This is a genomic window from Thioalkalivibrio sulfidiphilus HL-EbGr7 (assembly GCF_000021985.1).
Classification (GTDB): Bacteria; Pseudomonadota; Gammaproteobacteria; order Ectothiorhodospirales; family Ectothiorhodospiraceae; genus Thioalkalivibrio_A; species Thioalkalivibrio_A sulfidiphilus.
Window position 1 is genome coordinate 450,244 of record NC_011901.1, and the last position, 20,521, is coordinate 470,764.

Consider the following 20,521-nt stretch of genomic DNA (forward strand, 5'->3'; position numbering starts at 1 on the left):
CTGGAGGATGCGGCATGAAATACCTGGTGTACGTGGGTCGGGCGACCAGCATGCAGGGCGACGAAGTCGGCTACGCCTGGCGTGTCGAGCGTGATGGTTCTGTCGTGATCTCGGGCTGGAGCGCGGGGAGCAGGGCCCGAGCGAAGCAGGCGGCTCAGCTTGTCAGGAGGCGGCTCGAGCGAAGCGACGCGCGGGCACCCAGGCAGAAGGGATGGCACCTGCCGGAACACTCGGTGCACCTGGCCGGGAGCGAAGCATGAGAAAGCTGCAGATCAATGAAGCGGGCGCCTGGCGGATGGTGCTCAGCTACCCCGAGGAGCGTGACATCGAGGTTCGGGCGTACGCGGTCAAGATGGTGTTGTTCGGCAACCCGCACGCCAAGATCCGCGTCCTCGATGAGTGGGGGCATGTGCTCTGGTACTGGGAGTCCGGCGCCGGCTGGTACAAGCCCGCATTGGCTGCCCGTAGGGGGCGGCCGTGAAGGTCTACGGATGGGACGACACAGGCGTGCAGCGGGGCGAGCTGCTGGCCGCAATCGTGGACGCCGCTGAGTTGGACTACGGCACCGACATGCTCGCCGGCGAGCTTGGCTGGGAGCAGTCATTCACATCGTTCCAAGAGGCCCGCAAGCAGCTCATCAACGCCATGAGCGCGGAAGGCGTGGATCGGGAGCTCATTGACCTGGTCCGTTCGCTGAAGGCGGGCTATGTGCCGCTCACGGGAGGTGACGCATGAACGCCGTCGAACTCGCCAGGGTGGCCGGCAAGGCAGCGTTCGCCGAGGACCCCGAGCGGCCGATGGAGCAGGCGCTCGCGCAGGCTTCGCGGGGCGATCCCGGTGACGCACTGCTTGCCCAGGCATTTCGAGACGGATGGGACGCCGCCCAGGACGAGTACCTGGCCGGTCTCACCCCGCGCGGCCGCACACTCTACCGGTTCCGGTTAAGGGACCGGCTGGACTCGTGGCGCCGGCAAGGGGCGCTCACGTGAACAAGCCGAAGAACTTCCGCGCGCGCAAGATCCGGCTCGGCAAGGTGGTCGGTGCGGCCCACTTCCAGGCCGAGGATGTATGCGGCATATCGGGTTGCACATGACGGGATTGACCCGCTCTCGGGTGACTGGGTGGAGATCACTCAGCTGCCGGATGACGGCCCCGAACGCGGCGAAGTCATTCGGGAGGCGATCGAGACCATGAAGCATCCAGAGAATCTGGCAGGAGAGCGATCATGAGAGTGAACGTGTACGCAGAAGAGATGACCGATCGGATCGAGATCATCAACAAAGAAATCGAAGGGCAGAGCTTCACAGGCGTGCGGTTCTATCTTGAACTCCCTGCAACGGTGAACGGCTGTCAGTATCAGGGGCCCTTCATTCATCGCCCTGGCGATGACGATTCGAGCGCTGTGACATTCTGGGGAAAGCGAGACATGCGCCATGTGCTGCGCAAAGCCCTGGCCCTGCTTGATGAGCATTACGAGGACTAGCTGCGGTGGACGCACGACGCCGCGACCTCGCCAAGATCCATCTGGCTCGCAAGGGGCTGGGGCTGGACGAGGACACCTATCGCCAGATGCTCTTCACCTTCGGCGGCGCGTCCAGCGCGGCGGATCTGTCGGCCACCGGCCGTGCCCGCGTGCTAGCTCACTTCAAGCATTTGGGCTGGAGGCCAACAGGCCGCAAGGTCTCGCCGGTTTCGCGGCACAAGGATCCCCACCAGAAAACTCAGGCGGATAAGATCCGCGCGCTGTGGATCGACATGCACCGTGCCGGTATGGTGAGGGATAGATCGGAGCGCGCCCTGTCGCATTTCGTATACCGCATCACCCGCAAGCATTCGCCTGACTGGCTGGACGCCCACGAGGCCAACCAGGTGATCGAGACGCTCAAGCAGTGGGCCGCCAGGGAAGGGCTTAAGGCACGTGACTGAGTCGGATCTCGACATCCACCTCGTGGACGAACAACTGCTGCCGCCACAGATCCGGATGCTGGTGCGTGAGATCGGCATGGCAGAGACGCTCAGGCTGCTCGAAGCACGTGGGGGCACGCCATACCGGATCCCGAAGCACCCGGAGCGCGCCCGCGTGTTACGCGATATGGGTCTGTCGTCGAAGGCGATCGAACGCCTGTGCGACGCGTTCGGAGATCATCTGCTCGACGTACCCATGCCCACCAAGGTGCGCAACCAGCTTCGCGATATCGCGATCCGCGCCGAGCGTGCTGCAGGACGAAGTGGCGCACAGGTTGCGCGCCGTTACGGGCTGACGCGCCGGCGTGTGGTGCAGATCTCCTCCGGCAAGGACGATGATGGACGCGTTCGCGATCTGTTCGATCTTGACAGCCGCACGCTGCGCGCGCAGTCTGATTGACGCTCTTCCCCCGCCGCACGGGCGGGAAACCTTTCCCACTGATTACTTTCCGCCCGCCCCGCCATACTGGGGCGCATGAGTCGCTTTCGCCCCAAGTCCGAGATCCGCAAGCTGGTGATCCACTGCGCGGATACGCCCAACGGCCGCCCCCATACCGCCGCCGACATCGATCGATGGCACGGCGAGAACAATCCCCCATTCGTACGACGTGCGCCGAGCGGCGGCAGCACGGTGTTCGGGCACATCGGCTACCACTGGGTGATCCGCCTGAGCGGTGCGAGCGAGGTGGGCCGGGGGATCGAGGAGACAGGCGCTCATGCAGGGCCTCGCCACAATGCAGACAGCCTGGCTGTTTGCCTGGTCGGCCGCGACAAGTTCACCCGGGCGCAGTGGGATACTCTGCGCCATCTCGTCACCGGGCTGCGCAAGCAATTCCCCCATCTGGAAGTCACCGGCCACCGGGATCTGCCCGGCGTGCCGCCACGCACCTGCCCCGGATTCTCGGTTGCCGACTGGCTCGCCAACAGCATGCAACCCCTGCCAGAACACCTATTGGAGGAGTCGCCGTGATGCGCCACCTTGCCCGACTGTGTCTGACCGTCTTCGTCGCCTTGTCGATTTCCCTGACCGCGGGGTGCGCCGCCCTGCGGGCTGTGCAGGATCATCCGCTGGCCGCGCGACTGGCGGTGGAGCAGACCACGCTGCGCTGGATCGGGGATGACCTGCACCGTGCCGAACGCACGCGGGAAGTCATCGCAGAGGTCCGGCCGCATATCGAGGGGAGCGCCACCGTCGCCACGCTCGACCAGGCCGCCCGCAGCGCGATCCGGTGGGACAGCCTGAGCCTGGCTGATCAAAGGCTGCTGGAGACCCTGCTCGATGAACTCAAGCAAGAACTCGAACGCAGGATCGGGGCCGGGCTCCTGGATCCCGATCAGCAGATGACGGTCGCCGCGGTGCTGGACTGGATCGACGCCGCGGCGCAGGACGCGCAGCGTTTCCTGGAGCAGCGCGCGTTGCTGGTAGGGTCGGGCACGATACCGGCTACCTATCCCGCAACGGCACGTTGAGGGCCTGATGGCTGTCGATTACCCGTTCCTGAGAGAGCATGCACGCAGCGGCGACGTGCTGCTCGTGCGCGGCCGGGGGCTGGGCAGTCTGCTGATCCGGGTACTGACGGGCGAAAGCGTGAGCCACGTGGCCGCTTTGATCTGGCTCGACGGGGCCCTGTGGGTGGCCGAGATCCGGGAGTCGCGCGGATACGTCCTGACGCCCGCAAGCCTGTGGATCCCCGACCGATTGGAAGGGGGCGCCAATCTGTGGTGGGGTCAGATGCCCTGGTGCATCGGCGACGAGACCGCGATCGAGCACGCCGCGCTTCACTACCGGCATCGGCGCTACGGTTACCTGAGCCTGCTCCGCGTGTGGCTGCACCAGTTCCTGCGCATACGGCGGCGCACGATCGGCCTGGTGTGCTCCACATTCGTGGCGCGCCTCTGGGAGGAGGCCGGCTACGAGTGGCGTACGACACCCACGCCGGGAGCGTTCATGGCAGCCTGTCGGTCACTTCGCCGTGTCACTCACTCCACAGCCACACCGGAGGGAACCTGATGTCCGAACAGATCATGCGCGCCCTTGGCCGAATCGAAGGCGAGCTCCAGGGGATCAAGCAGGTGCAGTCCCAGCAGCACGAGACGCTCGCCCGTGTCGACCACCGGTTGGGAGACATGGAGGTGAAGACCGCGAAGCACGGCGCGCTCTACGGGTCCACGGCGGCTGTCGGCGTCATGCTGATCATCGAGGGGATCAAGAACTTCGGACGATCCCAAGGGAGCTGATGTGGCGCACAGCCAGGAGACCAGGCAGGCGGTTCGCCGGGCTTATGTCGTCGAGCGCCTCGCGCTGGAGCGGGCGGCAAAGCGAAACGGCGTCAGCTATCACACCGCGCGCGCATGGAAGAAGAAAGCGCGGGAGGACGGTGACGACTGGGATCGTGCGCGGGCTGCCACACGCATGGCGCAAGGCGGCCTCGGAGACCTGACGGCACAGCTGCTCGAGGACTTCGCGATTCTCTTCCAGCACACGGTCGAGGAGGTTCAGTCAGGGCAGTACTCCGCGCTGCAGAAGGCCGAGGCCATCTCCCGTTTGTCCGACGCCTACACCAAGACCGTGAAGGCGGCCGGCGGCGGGGATCCGCGCATCGCCAGGTTGTCGGTGGCCCTGGAGGTGCTGGAGCGCCTGGCGGGATTCGTGCAGGCCCAGTTTCCGGAGCATGCGGGCGCGCTGATGGCCGTGCTGGAGCCGTTCGGGCAGGAGCTGGCCGCAGCCTATGGCTAAGCTGTCCACGCGTCAGTTCTTGGATTCCCTGGGCGAGCTGGCCGCCGAGTTCCGGCGCGTCATCGAGGCGCGGGTTACCGGCTTCGATCCTGATCCTGCTGCCTCACGCACGCGTCGCGAGCGGGCGCACCGCGATTTCGAGTTCTTTGCCCGCACCTACTTCCCGCATTACATCGTCCATCCGAACAGCCGGCTGCACGACTACCTCTATCGCCGGCTCCCGGAGATCGCCGACTCCCCGCGCAGCGAGACAGATGCCATTGCTGCCCCGCGCGGCGAGGCGAAGTCCACGATCACCTCCCAGATCTACGTGATCTGGTGTGTGGTCACCGGGCGCAAGTGGTACCCGATCATCGGCATGGACGCCTTTGACCAGGCGGCCATCATGCTGGAGGCGATCAAGGCCGAGCTGGAGGCCAACCCCCGCTTGAACATGGATTTCCAGGAAGCGACAGGTCAGGGCCGCGTCTGGCGGGCCGGTGTCATTGTCACCCGCAACAATCGAAAGATCGAGGCGGTGGGATCGGGCAAACGGATTCGGGGCCGGCGCCACGGGCCGCACCGCCCGGATCTGTTCGTGGGCGACGACCTGGAGAACGATGAAAACGTGCGCACGCCAGAGCAGCGGGACAAGCTGCATGGATGGCTGAACAAGGCTGTGCTGAAGCTCGGCGCGGCCGGTGCCAAGTTCGATGTGATCGTGATCGGCACCATCCTCCACTACGACTCGGTGCTGGCGCGCGTGCTGAAGAACCCACTCTGGCGAGGGAACAAGTTCAAGGCGGTGATCCGCTGGCCGGATCGAATGGATCTGTGGGATCGCTGGGAAGAACTTCTGCTGAACCAGGGCAAGGAGGCCGCGGAAGCATTCTACCGCAAGAACCAGGCGCATATGGAAACCGGGGCAGAGGTGAGCTGGCCGGACGGGCGGCCGCTGTACGACCTGATGGTGATCCGCGCACGCGATGGGCATGCCGCCTTCGACAGCGAGCTGCAGAACGATCCGCTCTCCGATGACGAGGCACCGTTCGCGAAGGTCATCGTCTTCTGGGTTAACCGACTGGCCGAGTGGGTGTTCTACGGGTCCTGCGATCCGTCCTTGGGAAAGGCCGGCGCATCCCGCGATCCGTCGGCGATTCTGGTGGGCGGCTTCAACATGGAAACCGGAGTTCTGGATGTACTGGAGGCCAGCATTCGAAAACGCGTCCCGGACCGGATCATCGAGGACATCATCGGTTACCAGGCCGACTATCGGGCTGTGCTGTGGGTCGTCGAGAATGTGCAGTTTCAGGAGTTCATGCGCCAGGAGCTGGTCAAGCGATCAGCGGCTCGGGGGATCCCTGTGCCCGCCCGCGGCGTCACGCCGCTCGCGGACAAAGTGCTTCGGATCGAGAGCCTGCAGCCACATATGGCCAATGGGTTGATCCGACTCCACGCATCGCAATCCACGCTGATCGACCAGCTGCGTCACTTCCCCAAGGCGGACCACGACGACGGGCCGGATGCGTTGCATATGCTCTGGACCGCGGTCATGAGCCGCGCCGGCGGCAGGCCGACCATTGTCACCCGGCGCCGGACAGGCGCCACCAGCATGGCGGGTTACTGATATGGACACTACGGATCTCAAGAAGGTAAGCAGGCCGACTCTGGCCAGGGAGATCGCTACCCGCACCACGGATCCGAACTTCTTCTCGGGGCTGGCGTATCTGCCCAATCCTGACCCGATCCTGCGCAAGCTCGGCCGCACGCAAGAGGTCTATGACGGCATTGCCGCTGACGCGCACGTGTTGGGCGAACTGCGTTCGGTGCGCTCCGCACTGCTCGGCTTTGAGTGGCGGCTGGAATCCGGTGGCGATTCGCCTGCCGACGCCCGAGCCCTGGAGCTGTGCGAGCAGGTCATGGAGCGCAGGCCCGCACCGGGTCTGCGGTGGCCGGACACCATCTGGTCAATGACCGATGCTGTGTTCCGGGGTCACGCCGTGCACGAAGTGGTGTGGCAGCGCCAGGACCGATTCCTGGTGCCCGCTGCAATCATTGACCGCCCGCAGCGGCGCTTCGTCTTTTCCACAGAGAACAAGCTTCGCCTGCTGACCCGGCAGCATCCGGTCGACGGCGAAGAGCTGGGGCCATACAAGTGGTTGCTCACACGTCACATGGCCAGCCATGACAATCCCTACGGCGTAGCGCTCTTCTCATCCTGCTTCTGGCCTTACACCTTCAAGCACTCCGGCTACCGATTCTTCGTGAAATTCTGCGAGAAGTACGGCCTACCGTGGGCAGTGGGCAAATACCCGCCGGGCACCCCGCAGTCAGAGCAGAACGCAATCGCCGACGCCCTGGCGCAGATGATCGAGGATGCGGTGGCCGCGTTCCCCGACAGCGGAGCGGTCGAGCTCATTGAGGCGCGCCACGCCGGCGAGCCGGTCCAGGAGCGTCTGATCAATCTGTGCAATCGGGAGATGTCCAAGGCACTCACCTCGCAGACGCTGGCGACCGAGATCCAGGGCGAAGGCTCCCGTGCAGCCAGCGAGACCCATCGATCCCGCGAGGTCGCGGTCAATGAGTCGGATCGCAGTCTGATCGCCGACACCATGAACGAACTGCTGAGCTGGGTCACGGAGCTGAACATCCCCGGGGCACAGCCGCCCACGTTCGAGTTCTATGAGGAGGCCGAGGCCCGTGAGGAGTGGGTGACCGTCCTCGAGAAGGCGCGGCGCTTCGTCGCCGTGCCGAAATGGTTCGCTCACGAACGGCTCCAGATTCCGCAGCCCACCCAGGAGGAGATCGCCAAGGGTGACCTGTTGCCCGGCTTTGGCGAACAGTCACCTGGGCCCATGTTCAGCAAGGCCGTCTGCCCTCAGTGCGGCGGCGCGCACGACCATGCCGCGCCGTCACCGTTGCCGGATCTTGTCACCCTGGAGGCGGCTCTGGACGGGATCGATGAGGGCGAGCTTCAGGAGCAGATCGAGCCGGTCATCAATCCCATCCTGGAGTTCGTGCGGGAGGTGGGGCCCGAGGCCGCAATGACACGCATGGCCGAGGTCTACGATCATATGGATACCAGTCGGCTGGAGGACCTGGTCAGCCGGGTTCTCTTTGTCTCGATGGTGTGGGGGAGGATCAATGGCCGAGACACCTGATCTCGGCTACGCCCTGCGGCTGCGGCCGGCCGAAGCGATCGAGTACTTCGAAGGCAAGGGGTACGAAATCACATGGAACTGGTGGGAGCTCTGGGAAGAGGCGCATTCCAAGGCCTTCACGGTAGCTAAACTTGCTAGGCAGGACGTCCTGGAAGATATCCGCGGGATCATGTCCCGGACGTTCGAGCGGGGCATGACCGAGCGGGAATTTATCCGGGTCATGGAGCAGCGGTTGCAAGCTGCAGGATGGTGGGGCAAGAAAGTCGTGGTCGACGCCGACGGTGCCGCCGAGGTCGTGCAGGAAGGCAGCGTCCACAGGCTCAAGACCATCTATCGCACCAACACCCAGACCGCCTACAACGTCGGTCGCTACCGGGCGCAGGCCGATATGGCCAGGGCCCGGCCATACTGGCAATACATCGCCGTGATGGACGCGCGCACCAGGCCCTCGCACGCCGCTCTACACCTGAAGGTGTTCCGGTACGATGACCCGATATGGTCCAGCATTTACCCGCCCAACGGATTCAACTGTAGATGCAGGGTCAGCGCACTAAGCGACCGAGATCTGGAGCGCGACGGTCTGGAGGTGGAATCCAGCGCGGGGCAGTTGAGTACAGAGGTTGTCGACGTCGGCACGGACAAGCGCACTGGCGAGGTTATCCAGCGGCCGGTGACGGTCTGGAGCGGCAAGGACCGGTTCGGCCGAGACGCTGTGTTCCGTACCGATCCAGGCTGGAATTACAACCCGGGCGAGGCCTGGACCGAGTCACTCGATGAGCTGGAGAGGCCGGAACCATGACGCGGCCCTTCATGGAGATCGAGATCGACGACCGCCAGGTCCTCGATGCCCTCAACCAGCTCATCAGCAGGAGCGAGGATCTCAGCCCCGCCATGCAGGAGATCTCTGGTTTGCTAGCTCGGTCCACGGAACGGGCGTTCCAGGAGCAGAGGGATCCTGAGACCGGTGTCCCCTGGCAGCCGCTGAAACCGTCCACGGTGGAGCAGCGCGAAAAGGCGGGCCGCGGGTCAACCCCGATTCTGCAGGTCCACGGGCAGCTAGCAGCCAGTATCCAGCAGGACTATGGGCCGGATTACGCGGCGGCTGGTACCAACCATCCCCCAGGGCGCACTCACCAGTTTGGGGCAAGTCAAGGGGAATATGGGGTGTTCAGTCTTATCGCCACCCGCGCAGTCATCCCCATTCCTTGGGGCGACGTCCCCTGCTCGCCGATTCCTGGGCATCGGCCCTGAAGACAGGGGGGAGATCCTGGAGATCCTGACACGGTACCTGGACGCGGGTTGAAGCCGCTTCAAACCCTAATCGCTGGCAATTCGAAGCGCCTTCGTTACCAGCATTGCGACCATTTTTTGCCGGTAAAAGGACGCGATCTGTGAGAAACTGTCGCAAATCAAACGTTAGCGCGTTTTTGCCGGGCCGTGTTTAACCTATTGTTTCAATGGGGTGTTCTCTGTCGATCCTTGATCACCCCCGTGTCGCAAATCAATCATCACCCCACAGATTCAAGAGACAAGAGACAAGAGACAAGAGACAAGAGACAAGAGGGTTGCATTCCGGGCGCGGCGGCCCAAGCTTGTCCTCTAGGGATGGTCTGAAGTAGTTGTGTATTTCTGGCTGACTTCAGCCCCTGCCGATTTTAAAAGCGGCAAATCGATCAAAAACGCTCAGATCACCCGCTTATTTCTGTGTTTTTAGCCGCCGCGAGCACCTCGCGGCAGCCATTTTCCACATTACAGGCGCACCTCTCCTGCATTCGCCAGTAAATGTCGGCGCGCCATCCACAGGTTCGACAGAGCGAACAGTGTCACCAGTTGCGCCGTGTTTTTGGCCAAGCCGCGAAAGCGCACCTTGGTGTAACCGAACTGGCGCTTGATTACCCGGAACGGATGCTCGACCTTGGCGCGCACCTGAGCCTTGGCCTTTTCAATCTTGCGCTTGGCTTTGTACAGCACGCTGCGCTTATCGAGTTTTTTGTAGGTGCTGCGGCGTGCCGCCACCTGCCAGATAACTTCACGTCCTTCATGCTCGGGCCGCTTTTCGACACCGGTGTAGCCTGCATCGGCGCAGACCACGTTTTCGTCGCCATGCAGCAATTTGTCCACCTGGGTGACATCCGCCACATTGGCCGCCGTGCCCACTACGCTGTGCACCAGACCCGATTCGTCATCGGCGCCGATGTGGGCCTTCATGCCAAAATAATACTGGTTTCCCTTCTTGGTCTGGTGCATTTCCGGGTCGCGCTTGCCGTCCTTGTTCTTGGTCGAACTGGGCGCATTGATCAGCGTTGCATCGACGATGGTGCCCTGGCGCAGCGACAGGCCGCGGTCGCCCAGATAGCCATTGATGACAGCGAGGATGCCGGCCGCCAGCTCGTGTTTCTCCAGCAAGCGGCGGAAGTTGAGAATGGTGGTTTCGTCGGGGATGCGCTCCAGGTTCAGCCCGGCAAACTGGCGCAGGATCGTGGTTTCGTACAGCGCTTCCTCCATCGCTGGATCGCTGTAGCCGAACCAGTTCTGCAGCAGATGCACACGCAGCATCGCCATCAACGGGTAGGCCGGACGGCCACCTTCACCCTTCGGATAATGTGGCTCGATCAAAGCAATCAAGCCCTTCCACGGCACCACCCGATCCATCTCGATCAGGAACAACTCCTTGCGGGTTTGCTTGCGCTTGCCAGCGTACTCGGCGTCGGCGAAGGTCATCTGCTTCATCGGGAAACTCGGTGGGTGGGGTCGCGGTATTTTGCCAAATCAGAAAGTCTTTTTCAGAGTTTCCCTAGGGCCTTATGGCCTGTCTATCCCCTGGGCGCCTGAAGGCGCCCAGGGTTTTCATTCCTCCTTCCTCCTTCAGCCTTCATCCTTGCCCCCATGCCCATCTTCCCCATCCTGGCGTTCCTGTTCCTGGCCGTGCCCCTGCTGGAGATCTTCCTGTTCATCCAGGTGGGCGGCTGGATCGGGGTCTGGCCCACCATCGGGCTGGTGATCCTGACCGCCATCGCCGGCGCCTTCCTGCTGCGCTGGCAGGGGCTGGCCACCCTGAGCCGGGTGCGACGGGCCCTGGACCAGGGGCAGATCCCGGCGCTCGAAATGCTGGAGGGGGTGCTGCTGGTGTTCGGTGGCGCCCTGCTGCTCACCCCGGGTTTCTTCACCGACGCCATCGGTTTTGCCTGCCTGCTGCCGCTCACCCGCCACCTCATGGCCCGCTGGCTGTTCATCAAGGGGGTGTTCGTGGCCCGGGGTCCCCGTCCCGGCGGCCCCCAGGGACCCGCGGGGCCTGGCGAGTCCGGCCCCCGCCCGAGGGGTGGGCGGACCCTGGAGGGCGAATACAGGAAGGACGACCCCTAGCGAAGTACGAAGGGTGAATTGGGAAGTGTGAATTAAGGACTTTCACTTCTCACTTCTCACTTCTCACTTCCCAACTCACCCTTCGCCCTACCCGCGGGCCTTGACTTCCCTCCCTTGGCCACTATTATTGGCACTCACCAGGGGTGAGTGCTAACAGGCCTCGCCCCCTGACCGTCACGACAAACCACAAAGCCTTGAAAAGGAGCTGACATCTATGAACATCCGTCCGTTGCATGATCGCGTGATCATCAAGCGCATGGAGGAAGAGCGCACCACCGCCGGTGGTATCGTGATCCCCGATTCTGCCACCGAGAAGCCGGTCCGCGGCGAAGTCATCGCCGTCGGCAAGGGCAAGATCCTGGAGAACGGTGAGGTCCGTGCCCTGGACGTGAAGGTGGGCGACAAGGTGCTGTTCGGCAAGTACTCCGGCACCGAGATCAAGGTGGATGGCCAGGAAGTGCTCGTGATGCGCGAAGAAGACATCATGGGCGTCCTCGAGGGCTGATCCCCGAACCCCGCAATTTCCTGACGGACCGGCTCGATGGCCCGGTCCATGACAGCATCGAACTCTAGAAGAGGAAGTACACAATGAGCGCGAAAGAAGTCCGCTTCAGTGATGACGCCCGTTCCCGCATGGTCCGTGGCGTGAACGTCCTGGCCAATGCCGTGAAGGTCACCCTGGGTCCCAAGGGCCGCAATGTGGTGCTGGAGAAGTCCTTCGGCGCCCCCACCGTGACCAAGGACGGCGTGTCCGTGGCCAAGGAGATCGAACTGGAAGACAAGTTCGAGAACATGGGTGCCCAGATGGTGAAGGAAGTCTCCTCCCAGACCTCCGACATCGCCGGTGACGGCACCACCACCGCCACCGTGCTGGCCCAGGCCATCGTGCGCGAGGGCATGAAGTCCGTGACCGCCGGCATGAACCCCATGGACCTCAAGCGCGGCATCGACAAGGCCGTGATCGCCGCCGTGGAAGAGCTGAAGAAGCTGTCCAAGCCCTGCACCGACAGCAAGGCCATTGCCCAGGTGGGCACCATCTCCGCCAACTCCGACGAGTCCATCGGCCAGATCATCGCCGATGCCATGGCGAAGGTGGGCAAGGAAGGCGTGATCACCGTGGAGGAAGGTTCCTCCCTGGAGAACGAGCTGGACGTGGTGGAAGGCATGCAGTTCGACCGCGGCTACCTGTCCCCCTACTTCGTCAACAACCAGCAGAACATGAGCGCCGAGCTGGATGACTGCTTCGTGCTGCTCTACGACAAGAAGATCTCCAACATCCGCGACCTGCTGCCCGTGCTGGAAGGCGTCGCCAAGGCCGGCAAGCCCCTGCTGATCATCGCCGAGGACATCGAGGGCGAGGCCCTGGCCACCCTGGTGGTGAACACCATCCGCGGCATCGTGAAGGTGGCCGCCGTGAAGGCCCCGGGCTTCGGTGACCGTCGCAAGGCCATGCTGCAGGATATCGCCATCCTGACCGGCGGCCAGGTGATCTCCGAAGAGGTCGGCCTGTCCCTGGAGAAGGCCAGCCTCGACGACCTGGGCCAGGCCAAGCGCATCGTGGTGACCAAGGAAAACAGCACCATCATCGACGGCGCCGGCAAGCCCGACGAGATCAAGGGTCGTGTGGAGCAGATCCGTGCCCAGATCGAGGACGCCACCTCTGATTACGACAAGGAGAAGCTCCAGGAGCGCGTGGCCAAGCTGGCCGGCGGCGTGGCCGTGATCAAGGTCGGTGCCGCCACTGAGGTGGAAATGAAGGAGAAGAAGGCCCGCGTGGAAGACGCCCTGCACGCCACCCGCGCTGCGGTGGAAGAAGGCGTGGTGCCCGGCGGCGGTGTCGCCCTGGTGCGTGCCCTGCAGGCCCTCAAGAGCCTCAAGGGTGCCAACCACGACCAGGACATCGGCATCGCCATCGCCCGTCGCGCAATGGAAGAGCCCCTGCGTCAGATCGTGTCCAACTGCGGCGAAGAGCCCTCCGTGGTGCTGAACAACGTGGTGGAAGGCAAGGGTAACTACGGTTACAACGCCGCCACCGGCGAGTACGGCGACATGATCGAAATGGGTATCCTGGATCCCACCAAGGTCACCCGCAGCGCCCTGCAGAACGCCGCTTCCGTGTCCGGTTTGATCATCACCACCGAGGCGATGGTCGCCGAGCTGCCGAAGAAGGGCGACTCCGCCCCCGCCGGCGGCGGCATGGGCGACATGGGCGGCATGGGCATGATGTAAGCCCGGGCTTCCCTCCAAGCCTTGAGCAGTAACCCTGGCCCCGTGCGCAAGCACGGGGCTTTTTTTGTATTGGCATTCGGCGCGGAGAGCGCAAAGACGCAAAGGTCGCAAAGATTTTTTATCAAAAACCTCTTGGCGTTCTCCGCGTCTTTGCGCTCTCTGCGTTAACAGAGGCGGTCCATTTGGCCGTCACGATCGGAGTGATAAAGTGTGTCCATGAAACTGCGGATGTTGATGTCAGTCATGGCGATAGCCTTGGCGCTGGCGGGCTGCGGGCAGGGGGTGCCGCAGAACGAGGCCCAGGTGCGCCAGCCGGATACCGGGCGCTGGTACACGGAGGCCCAGGTGCAGGCCGGCGCGCGGGTGTTCGCGGCCAACTGTGCCGTGTGCCACGGCGACCGGGCCCAGGCGGAGGACACCTGGCGCCAGCGCCTGCCCGACGGCAAGTTTCCGCCCCCGCCGCTCAACGGCACCGCCCATGCCTGGCACCATCCCCTGTTCGAATTGCGCGAGATCATCAAATACGGCTCCGACCCGGCCCTTGGCAACATGCCCGCCTGGGGACACATCCTCTCCGATGCGGAGATCGACGCCGCCATCGCCTGGTTCCAGTCCCTCTGGCCCCACGAGGTCTACGAGGCCTGGCGCGAGATCGACGCCCGCCGCCAGGACGAGCGGCATCATCGGCGGTAATGCCGCCCAGACTCAACAAAGGCGACTCACGCAAAGGGCGCAGAGACGCGGAGAACGCAAAGGAGATCCTGAATAGAAAAACCTTTGCGGCCTTTGCGTCTTTGCGCTCTCCGCGTTGAGCGCGGAGCCTGTTTCGGGCTTGACCTTCCAATGATGGTAAGGTCTATGCTTTTCCCATGATCCATTCGGGATCGTGGAGAAGCACCATGGACACATCCGTTTCCGGCAAGACATCGACCGAACACCTGGATCTCGCCGTGGGCGGGATGAGCTGCGCCTCCTGCGTGGGCAGGGTGGAGGATGCCATCCTCAAGGTGCCCGGGGTCACCGGGGTGAACGTGAATCTCGCCACCGGCCGGGCCAGCGTGGATCTCAAGGACGGCGATCCCATGGCGGTGGTGGGCGCCGTGGAGGCGGCCGGTTACGAGACCGTGGCCGAGGAGACCACCCTGCGGGTGGAGGGTATGAGCTGCGCCTCCTGCGTCGGGCGGGTGGAGCAGGCGCTGAAGGACCTTCCGGGGGTGCTGGAGGCCTCGGTGAACCTGGCCACCGAGACCGCCCGGGTGCGTCACCTGCCGGACCTGGCGGATGCACAGGCACTGGTGCGCGCCGTGGCGCAGGCCGGCTACGGCGCCTCCCTGCCCGAGCCCGGTGTGGACCGGGCCGACCGGGAGCGCGAGGCACGGGCCGCGGAGATGCGCAGTCTCAGGCGCAGCCTGACCTGGGCCGCCGCCTTCACCCTGCCCATCTTCATTCTGGACATGGGCGGGCACCTGATCCCGCCCTTCCACCACGCGGTGCACGGCGCCATCGGCACCCAGAACCTCTACGTGCTGTTCTTCGTGCTGGCGAGCCTGGTGCAGTTCGGGCCGGGCCTGCGCTTCTACCAGAAGGGCTGGCCGGCGCTCATGCGCGGCGCGCCGGACATGAACTCCCTGGTGATGCTCGGCACCTCCGCCGCCTACGGCTATTCGGTGGTCGCCACCTTCCTGCCTGGACTGTTGCCGGCCGAGACGGTGCATGTCTACTTCGAGGCCTCCACGGTGATCATCACCCTGATCCTGCTGGGCCGGTTCCTGGAGGCCCGCGCCAAGGGCGCCACCTCCGAGGCCATCCGCACCCTCATGGGGCTGCGGCCGCGCACCGCCCGGGTGCTGCGGGACGGGCAGAGCGTGGAGATCGACGTGGACCAGGTGGCCGTGGGCGACCGGGTGCTGGTGCGCCCCGGCGAGCGCCTGCCCGTGGACGGCGAGGTGGTCGATGGCGACTCCTGGGTGGACGAGTCCATGATCACCGGCGAACCGGTGCCGGTGCACAAGGCAGCCGGTGCGCGCGTGGTGGGTGGTACGGTCAACGGTCAGGGCAGTCTCACGGTGCGCGCCACCCAGGTGGGCGCCGACACGGTGCTGGCCCAGATCATCCGCATGGTGGAGGCGGCCCAGGGCTCCAAGCTGCCCATCCAGGCCCTGGTGGATCAGGTGACCCGCTACTTCGTGCCGGTGGTGATTGGCATCGCGCTGCTGACCTTCGTGGTCTGGATCCTGTTCGGCCCCGCGCCGGCCCTGACGCTTGCCCTGGTCAATGCGGTGGCGGTGCTGATCATCGCCTGTCCCTGCGCCATGGGTCTGGCCACGCCCACCTCCATCATGGTGGGCACCGGCAAGGGGGCCGAGATGGGCGTGCTGTTCCGGGGCGGCGATGCGCTGCAGGCCCTGCGGGACACGGACGTGGTGGCCCTGGACAAGACCGGCACCCTGACCCGGGGGCGTCCGGAGTTGACCGATCTCGTCGTGGCCGAGGGGGCCTCGGAGGATGCGTTGCTGGCGATGGCCGCCGTGCTCGAACGCCATTCGGAACATCCCGTTGCTCAGGCCATCGTTCGAGCTGCGCAGGCGCGTGGTCTGGGACTCGGCGAGGCCAGTGGTTTTCGCGCCGTGGCCGGCATGGGCGCGACGGGCATAGTGGACGGCCGGGCGGTGCTCGTCGGTGCCGATCGTTACATGAAGGCGCAAGGCATCCACATCGAGGCATTTGCCCACAAGGCCAGCGGCCTGGCCGATGCCGGGCGCACACCGCTTTACCTGGCGGTGGACGGGCAGGCCATGGCGCTGCTCGGGGTGTCGGACCCGGTGAAGGAGGGTGCCAAAGACACCGTGGCGCGACTGCGGGCACTGGGCCTGCAGGTGGCAATGATCACCGGCGACAACCGTCGCACCGCCGAGGCCATCGCCCGGGAACTGGGCATCGAACAGGTGGTGGCCGAGGTGCTGCCCGAGGGCAAGGTGGAGGCGGTAAAGTCGCTGCAGCAGGGCGGCAGGAAGGTGGCCTTCGTAGGCGACGGCATCAACGACGCGCCCGCCCTCGCCCAGGCGGAGGTGGGCATCGCCATCGGCTCCGGCACCGACGTGGCCATGGAGAGCGCCGATGTGGTGCTCATGTCCGACAATCTCAACAACGTGCCCAACGCCATCGCCCTGTCCCGGGCGACCATCCGCAACATCAAGCAGAACCTGTTCTGGGCCTTCGTCTACAACGCCACCCTGCTGCCGGTGGCGGCGGGGGTGCTGTACCCCTTCGTCGGCCTGCTGCTGTCACCGGTGTTCGCTGCCTTCGCCATGGCGTTTTCCAGCGTCAGCGTGCTCACCAATGCGCTCAGACTGAAGCGGTTTCGAGTGCCTCGAGTAACGTGATTCAGAGCCAGGGAATCCGCGAATGAACGCCAATGCACGCAAATTCTGGATAGATATCGACAGTCAAACATCGCAGGTACGGCGTTTCGCGAAAAGAGATTCTCAATAGATCTTCAGTGAGTAATTTGCGCATGTTTTGCGCCAGTGGCTTTTCAGTTGATTGAATGTCCTATTTGCGTGCATTGGCGTTCATTCGCGGACTACATGCCTTGAGAGTACAAATATGAACATCGGTGAAGCGGCCAGCGCATCCGGGGTGTCGGCGAAGATGATCCGCTACTACGAGCAGATCGGGCTGTTGCCCGAGGCCAAGCGCGGTGCCAACGGTTACCGGTATTACGCCGACACGGATGTGCACATGCTGCGCTTCATCCGCCGTGCCCGGGACCTGGGGTTTTCGCTGGAACAGGTGGAACACCTGGTGGCACTGTGGCGGGACCAGCATCGGGCCAGTGCGGAGGTGAGGGCGATTGCGCAGGAACACCTGCGCGAACTGGAAGAGAAGATCGCCGACCTGGAATCCATGCGCCGCACCCTGCAGCACCTGATCCAAGAATGCCAAGGCGACCAGCGGGCGGCCTGCCCGATCCTGGATGACCTGGCGGGGGCATCCGGCAGGTAGGTCAACGGCCATTCTCTCACGGAGATACGGGGCCACGGGGAATGCACTTCACGTATCTTGTCTTCCATCAGTGGCCCCGTGTCTCCGTGAGAGGACGGGACTTGATCATTCGAGGTTGAGTTGCCTGGCTTGGCTCTGTGTTGAGAGGGTCGTGCCAGGCACCCACGGAACCTGCAACTTCGCCTGTTAGAATTACGGGGCCATCTGCTGCCTGCCGGACCCGCATGCGTCCCTTCCTGTTTGCCCTGCTGATCTCCGTCCTGGTGCACCTGGTGCTCCTGTGGGGCGACTGGGCCATGCCGGTGTTGCAGCGGGATGTGTCCTTGCCCGGCAGCCGTCCACTGGATGTGGCGCTGATGCCAGCCAGGCCCACGCAGCCGGAACCGGAGCCGCTATCCTCCGCCGAACCCGAACCCGAACCCGAACCCGAACCCGAACCCGAACCCGAACCCGAACCCGAACCCGAACCCGAACCCGAACCCGAACCCGAACCCGAACCCGAACCCGAACCCGAACCCGAACCGGAGCCCGAACCGGAGCCCGAACCCGAACCCGAACCCGAACCGGAGCCCGAACCGGAGCCCGAACCGGAGCCCGAACCGGAGCCCGAACCGGAGCCTGCCGTGGAACAGGTTCCCGAGCCGCGGGAGGACCCGGCGCCAGCCACGCCCCGGGAATCGGTTCCTGTTGAACGCAGTGAGCCGGATGCTGAGCGCCAGCGCCCGGAAGCAGTGATGCCGCCGGCGGAACCTGTGACACCGCAGGACGCGCCGTCAGAGACGCTGGACGCCGACCTCATGGCCGATTACCAGGACCGCCTGCGCGCGGCCATCGAACGTGAGAAGCGCTACCCGAGGCTGGCGGTTCGACAGCAACTGCAGGGCATCGCCCTGGTGGGCTTCCGGGTCCTGGGTGATGGCCGGATCGAAGCGATTCGCCTGATGGAATCCTCGGGGCACAACCTGCTGGACGAGGCAGCGCTCGCGGCGGTGCGCCAGGTGGGTCGCGCGCAGCCGTTGCCGGCGGGGGCGGGGCCGTTTCGGGATTTCGAGATCGCCTTGGAGTTCAAGCTCTTTTGAAGTAGGAAGTGTGAATTGGGAAGTGGGGATGAAGTACGAAGTGTGAATTATGAAGTGCGAAGTGAAGGCCTTTAATTCCCACTTCCAAATTCACACTTCGTACTTCAGTTCCCCATTTACTGGGTCGGGGCCGGCGGGGCATCCTGATCCGGCTTCGTCTGCCCCACCTGTGAATCCAGGTGATCCCCGTAGCGCCGTGCCTTGTCCGCCTGGGTCACCAGCCGGCGGGCCATGCTGATGATGCGCAACTGGCGTTCCATCTCGGGGATGGGGATGTTGCCTGAGGTGCCTTCCCGCAGCAGGGCCTGCTTGAGCCGGGCGTACTCGCTTTCCACCTGGGCCACGGCCTCGGCGGCATCGCCCCGCTGCGGGTCGTCCGGTTCAAGGCGCGCCAGGTCCAGGGCGCGCACGGCGAGGTTCTGCCACTGCCGCCGCAGTTCGGTCATGGCGGGCAGGTCATGGCGTTCGCGCAGCCTGCGCAATGCCGCGATGTCGTGAGCGAGTGTGGCCACGTCACGATGATAGCGCGCCACCCTCAGAGCCTCGGTAACGCCGTCAGAGATCTTCTCCGGCAGGTGCCCCCGTGACACCTTGGCCGCGAAATCGCCGATGGCCGCCAGCAGGCGTTCCACCACCGATCGCTGGGCCTCCAGGGCGTCCGCGCTGGAGGGTTGGTCGGACAGGGCATCACGGGCCATGCGATGGCTCATGTCGCCCAGGCGATCGATCTCGAGGATGAGCGCCTGCAGACCCAGGTCCGGCACGCCGGCACTGCTGTTGTCCAGATAGCGGGGGCGCGCGGCGTCTTCCTCTGCGGAACCGAAACGTCCCTGCAGCCAGCGGATCATGGGCGGCGCGACGGGGATCATCAGGGCCACACCCAGCAGGTTGAAGCCGGTGTGGAACAGGGCCAGCAGCATGGCCGGCGCCGGCGCCTCGCCGGTGCTGCCCCACACCCAGGCGATGAAGGCCAGGAACCAGGGCAGGATGAGCAGTGCGACGAGGGCGGTCAGGCCGTTGAAGATCACGTGGGCGGCGGCCACGCGCTTGGCATTGGCGGTGGCGCCGATCACCACCAGCATGGCCTTGACCGTGGTGCCCAGGTTCGCGCCGATCACCGCGGCGGCGGAGGCCTCAAGGGGCACGGCGCCGCTCATGGCGGCGGTGAGCGCCATGGCCATGGAAGCGGAGGAACTCTGCATCAGCACCGTGAGCAGGGCGCCGATACCCACCATGATGATGAGACCGAGGAAACCCGGGCGGGCCAGTGCACCCAGGTCCACGGCGGCACTCAGGCCCATGAAGGCGTTCTTGAGCACGTCGATGCCCAGGAACAGCAGACCGAAGCCGGCCAGTGCCATGCCCAGGTGTTTGATGCGCGTGCTGCGGGCGAACAGGTAGATCAGCGCACCGATGCCGATGGCGGGCAGGGAGAAGGCATCGATGCGGATGTTGAAGCCGAGCAGGGCCACCAGCCAGCCCGTCATGGTAGTGCCCACGTTGGAGCCGAAGATGACCCACACCGCCTGGCCCAGGGTGAGCAGGCCGGCGTTGGCGAAACCGATGGTGGCCACGGTCACGGCGCTGGAGGACTGCACCAGGGCGGTGACCCCCATGCCCGAGGCCAGCGCCCGGGTGCGGGTGCGGGTCCAGGTGCCGAGGATGTGCTGCAGGGCCTTGCCGCCGGCCAGCTTCAGGCCGTCGGTCATGAGCGTCATGCCGAGCAGAAACAGGCCCAGGCCGCCGAGGAATCCGGCGACCAGGGTGTAGACGGCGATGTCGGGGGGCTCGGTCATGGGCACGAAGATGGCGCGCGTGAGACATCACGCAGTCATCTTCAGTGTAACGCGCTGGGAAGTGCGAAGTGTGAATTGGGAAGTGGGAATGAAGTCGGAAGTGGGAATTTGAAGGTTGGAAGTTCTGTAGGATGGGCTAAGCATCGCGTGCCCATGCCGGCAACGTCTGATGGGTGCGCTGCGCTTCACCCATCCTACGGTTTCTTA

At 64.5% G+C, this 20,521-nt stretch carries 25 protein-coding genes; 23 read left to right on the forward strand and 2 right to left on the reverse strand.

What is annotated here, in order from left to right:
• Positions 1–14: 14 nt before the first annotated feature.
• The 16 genes from TGR7_RS02075 to TGR7_RS02150 all read left to right on the forward strand — a co-directional run bounded on the left by TGR7_RS02075 (position 15) and on the right by TGR7_RS02150 (position 9,093).
• Positions 15–260, forward strand: a complete 246-nt coding sequence (locus TGR7_RS02075) for a hypothetical protein (RefSeq protein ID WP_012637006.1) — start codon at positions 15–17, stop codon at positions 258–260.
• A complete protein-coding gene (locus TGR7_RS02080) occupies positions 257–481 on the forward strand; it encodes a hypothetical protein (protein ID WP_012637007.1) in 225 nt (74 codons plus the stop codon). The genes TGR7_RS02075 and TGR7_RS02080 overlap by 4 nt, the downstream gene beginning before the upstream one ends.
• A complete protein-coding gene (locus TGR7_RS02085) occupies positions 478–735 on the forward strand; it encodes a hypothetical protein (RefSeq protein ID WP_012637008.1) in 258 nt (85 codons plus the stop codon). Before TGR7_RS02080 ends, TGR7_RS02085 begins: the two co-directional genes overlap by 4 nt.
• Positions 732–989: a hypothetical protein gene (locus tag TGR7_RS02090; RefSeq protein ID WP_012637009.1), complete on the forward strand. Its 258-nt coding sequence runs from the start codon at positions 732–734 to the stop codon at positions 987–989. Before TGR7_RS02085 ends, TGR7_RS02090 begins: the two co-directional genes overlap by 4 nt.
• Before the next feature lie 236 nt (positions 990–1,225).
• The gene (locus tag TGR7_RS02095) at positions 1,226–1,483 is read left to right on the forward strand and encodes a hypothetical protein (RefSeq protein ID WP_012637011.1); all 258 of its coding nucleotides are present in this window, start codon (positions 1,226–1,228) and stop codon (positions 1,481–1,483) included.
• A gap of 5 nt (positions 1,484–1,488) precedes the next feature.
• Positions 1,489–1,926: a gp16 family protein gene (locus TGR7_RS02100; RefSeq protein WP_012637012.1), complete on the forward strand. Its 438-nt coding sequence runs from the start codon at positions 1,489–1,491 to the stop codon at positions 1,924–1,926.
• Positions 1,919–2,365, forward strand: a complete 447-nt coding sequence (locus TGR7_RS02105; protein ID WP_012637013.1) for a Mor transcription activator family protein — start codon at positions 1,919–1,921, stop codon at positions 2,363–2,365. The genes TGR7_RS02100 and TGR7_RS02105 overlap by 8 nt, the downstream gene beginning before the upstream one ends.
• A 75-nt stretch (positions 2,366–2,440) precedes the next feature.
• Complete coding sequence (locus TGR7_RS02110) at positions 2,441–2,935, forward strand: N-acetylmuramoyl-L-alanine amidase (protein WP_012637014.1); 495 nt, start codon at positions 2,441–2,443, stop codon at positions 2,933–2,935.
• A complete protein-coding gene (locus TGR7_RS02115) occupies positions 2,935–3,435 on the forward strand; it encodes a hypothetical protein (protein WP_012637015.1) in 501 nt (166 codons plus the stop codon). Before TGR7_RS02110 ends, TGR7_RS02115 begins: the two co-directional genes overlap by 1 nt.
• A gap of 7 nt (positions 3,436–3,442) precedes the next feature.
• Positions 3,443–3,976 carry a hypothetical protein gene (locus tag TGR7_RS02120; protein ID WP_012637016.1) on the forward strand — a complete coding sequence of 178 codons (534 nt, stop codon included), beginning with the start codon at positions 3,443–3,445 and terminating at the stop codon, positions 3,974–3,976.
• Positions 3,976–4,203, forward strand: a complete 228-nt coding sequence (locus tag TGR7_RS02125) for a hypothetical protein (protein ID WP_012637017.1) — start codon at positions 3,976–3,978, stop codon at positions 4,201–4,203. Before TGR7_RS02120 ends, TGR7_RS02125 begins: the two co-directional genes overlap by 1 nt.
• Position 4,204: 1 nt before the next feature.
• A complete protein-coding gene (locus tag TGR7_RS02130; RefSeq protein ID WP_012637018.1) occupies positions 4,205–4,702 on the forward strand; it encodes a DUF1804 family protein in 498 nt (165 codons plus the stop codon).
• Positions 4,695–6,308: a phage terminase large subunit gene (gene terL, locus TGR7_RS02135; RefSeq protein WP_012637019.1), complete on the forward strand. Its 1,614-nt coding sequence runs from the start codon at positions 4,695–4,697 to the stop codon at positions 6,306–6,308. The genes TGR7_RS02130 and terL overlap by 8 nt, the downstream gene beginning before the upstream one ends.
• 1 nt (position 6,309) lies before the next feature.
• Positions 6,310–7,842, forward strand: coding sequence for a DUF935 domain-containing protein (locus TGR7_RS02140; RefSeq protein WP_012637020.1), 1,533 nt, complete (start codon positions 6,310–6,312; stop codon positions 7,840–7,842).
• Positions 7,826–8,641, forward strand: coding sequence for a phage head morphogenesis protein (locus TGR7_RS02145; RefSeq protein ID WP_012637021.1), 816 nt, complete (start codon positions 7,826–7,828; stop codon positions 8,639–8,641). The genes TGR7_RS02140 and TGR7_RS02145 overlap by 17 nt, the downstream gene beginning before the upstream one ends.
• Positions 8,642–8,652: 11 nt before the next feature.
• Positions 8,653–9,093, forward strand: a complete 441-nt coding sequence (locus TGR7_RS02150) for a phage virion morphogenesis protein (RefSeq protein ID WP_187148408.1) — start codon at positions 8,653–8,655, stop codon at positions 9,091–9,093.
• A 498-nt stretch (positions 9,094–9,591) separates the two neighbouring features.
• Here TGR7_RS02150 and TGR7_RS02155 read toward each other — a convergent pair whose 3' ends face one another.
• Positions 9,592–10,572 (reverse strand): IS5-like element IS1384 family transposase, encoded by a 981-nt coding sequence (locus TGR7_RS02155; protein ID WP_012637023.1) that lies wholly within the window; start codon positions 10,570–10,572, stop codon positions 9,592–9,594.
• A gap of 156 nt (positions 10,573–10,728) precedes the next feature.
• Here TGR7_RS02155 and TGR7_RS02160 point away from each other — a divergent pair, with 156 nt between their 5' ends.
• The 7 genes from TGR7_RS02160 to TGR7_RS02190 all read left to right on the forward strand — a co-directional run bounded on the left by TGR7_RS02160 (position 10,729) and on the right by TGR7_RS02190 (position 18,518).
• Positions 10,729–11,205 carry an FxsA family protein gene (locus TGR7_RS02160; protein WP_012637024.1) on the forward strand — a complete coding sequence of 159 codons (477 nt, stop codon included), beginning with the start codon at positions 10,729–10,731 and terminating at the stop codon, positions 11,203–11,205.
• Between the two features lie 214 nt (positions 11,206–11,419).
• Positions 11,420–11,710: a co-chaperone GroES gene (gene groES, locus TGR7_RS02165; RefSeq protein WP_012637025.1), complete on the forward strand. Its 291-nt coding sequence runs from the start codon at positions 11,420–11,422 to the stop codon at positions 11,708–11,710.
• An 83-nt stretch (positions 11,711–11,793) separates the two neighbouring features.
• Entirely contained in the window at positions 11,794–13,434 is a 1,641-nt protein-coding gene (groL, locus tag TGR7_RS02170) for a chaperonin GroEL (RefSeq protein WP_012637026.1), read from the forward strand.
• A 243-nt stretch (positions 13,435–13,677) separates the two neighbouring features.
• Positions 13,678–14,127: a c-type cytochrome gene (locus TGR7_RS02175; RefSeq protein WP_245523016.1), complete on the forward strand. Its 450-nt coding sequence runs from the start codon at positions 13,678–13,680 to the stop codon at positions 14,125–14,127.
• A 206-nt stretch (positions 14,128–14,333) separates the two neighbouring features.
• Entirely contained in the window at positions 14,334–16,817 is a 2,484-nt protein-coding gene (locus tag TGR7_RS02180; RefSeq protein ID WP_012637028.1) for a heavy metal translocating P-type ATPase, read from the forward strand.
• A gap of 223 nt (positions 16,818–17,040) precedes the next feature.
• A complete protein-coding gene (gene cueR / locus TGR7_RS02185; protein WP_012637029.1) occupies positions 17,041–17,439 on the forward strand; it encodes a Cu(I)-responsive transcriptional regulator in 399 nt (132 codons plus the stop codon).
• A gap of 224 nt (positions 17,440–17,663) precedes the next feature.
• On the forward strand, positions 17,664–18,518 hold the full coding sequence (locus TGR7_RS02190) for an energy transducer TonB (protein ID WP_012637030.1): 855 nt from the start codon (positions 17,664–17,666) through the stop codon (positions 18,516–18,518).
• Positions 18,519–18,634: 116 nt separating this feature from the next.
• Here TGR7_RS02190 and TGR7_RS02195 read toward each other — a convergent pair whose 3' ends face one another.
• Positions 18,635–20,314 carry a Na/Pi cotransporter family protein gene (locus TGR7_RS02195; protein ID WP_012637031.1) on the reverse strand — a complete coding sequence of 560 codons (1,680 nt, stop codon included), beginning with the start codon at positions 20,312–20,314 and terminating at the stop codon, positions 18,635–18,637.
• Between the last annotated feature and the right edge of the window lie 207 nt (positions 20,315–20,521).

Coding starts and splice junctions, on each gene's coding strand:
- TGR7_RS02075 (WP_012637006.1), top strand. CDS start 15: ATGAAATACCTGGTGTACGTGGGTCGGGCGACCAGCATGCAGGGCGAC.
- TGR7_RS02080 (WP_012637007.1), top strand. CDS start 257: ATGAGAAAGCTGCAGATCAATGAAGCGGGCGCCTGGCGGATGGTGCTC.
- TGR7_RS02090 (WP_012637009.1), top strand. CDS start 732: ATGAACGCCGTCGAACTCGCCAGGGTGGCCGGCAAGGCAGCGTTCGCC.
- TGR7_RS02095 (WP_012637011.1), top strand. CDS start 1,226: ATGAGAGTGAACGTGTACGCAGAAGAGATGACCGATCGGATCGAGATC.
- TGR7_RS02110 (WP_012637014.1), top strand. CDS start 2,441: ATGAGTCGCTTTCGCCCCAAGTCCGAGATCCGCAAGCTGGTGATCCAC.
- TGR7_RS02115 (WP_012637015.1), top strand. CDS start 2,935: ATGCGCCACCTTGCCCGACTGTGTCTGACCGTCTTCGTCGCCTTGTCG.
- TGR7_RS02120 (WP_012637016.1), top strand. CDS start 3,443: ATGGCTGTCGATTACCCGTTCCTGAGAGAGCATGCACGCAGCGGCGAC.
- TGR7_RS02125 (WP_012637017.1), top strand. CDS start 3,976: ATGTCCGAACAGATCATGCGCGCCCTTGGCCGAATCGAAGGCGAGCTC.
- terL (WP_012637019.1), top strand. CDS start 4,695: ATGGCTAAGCTGTCCACGCGTCAGTTCTTGGATTCCCTGGGCGAGCTG.
- TGR7_RS02140 (WP_012637020.1), top strand. CDS start 6,310: ATGGACACTACGGATCTCAAGAAGGTAAGCAGGCCGACTCTGGCCAGG.
- TGR7_RS02145 (WP_012637021.1), top strand. CDS start 7,826: ATGGCCGAGACACCTGATCTCGGCTACGCCCTGCGGCTGCGGCCGGCC.
- TGR7_RS02150 (WP_187148408.1), top strand. CDS start 8,653: ATGGAGATCGAGATCGACGACCGCCAGGTCCTCGATGCCCTCAACCAG.
- TGR7_RS02155 (WP_012637023.1), bottom strand. CDS start 10,572: ATGAAGCAGATGACCTTCGCCGACGCCGAGTACGCTGGCAAGCGCAAG.
- TGR7_RS02160 (WP_012637024.1), top strand. CDS start 10,729: ATGCCCATCTTCCCCATCCTGGCGTTCCTGTTCCTGGCCGTGCCCCTG.
- groES (WP_012637025.1), top strand. CDS start 11,420: ATGAACATCCGTCCGTTGCATGATCGCGTGATCATCAAGCGCATGGAG.
- groL (WP_012637026.1), top strand. CDS start 11,794: ATGAGCGCGAAAGAAGTCCGCTTCAGTGATGACGCCCGTTCCCGCATG.
- TGR7_RS02175 (WP_245523016.1), top strand. CDS start 13,678: ATGGCGATAGCCTTGGCGCTGGCGGGCTGCGGGCAGGGGGTGCCGCAG.
- TGR7_RS02180 (WP_012637028.1), top strand. CDS start 14,334: ATGGACACATCCGTTTCCGGCAAGACATCGACCGAACACCTGGATCTC.
- cueR (WP_012637029.1), top strand. CDS start 17,041: ATGAACATCGGTGAAGCGGCCAGCGCATCCGGGGTGTCGGCGAAGATG.
- TGR7_RS02190 (WP_012637030.1), top strand. CDS start 17,664: ATGCGTCCCTTCCTGTTTGCCCTGCTGATCTCCGTCCTGGTGCACCTG.
- TGR7_RS02195 (WP_012637031.1), bottom strand. CDS start 20,314: ATGACCGAGCCCCCCGACATCGCCGTCTACACCCTGGTCGCCGGATTC.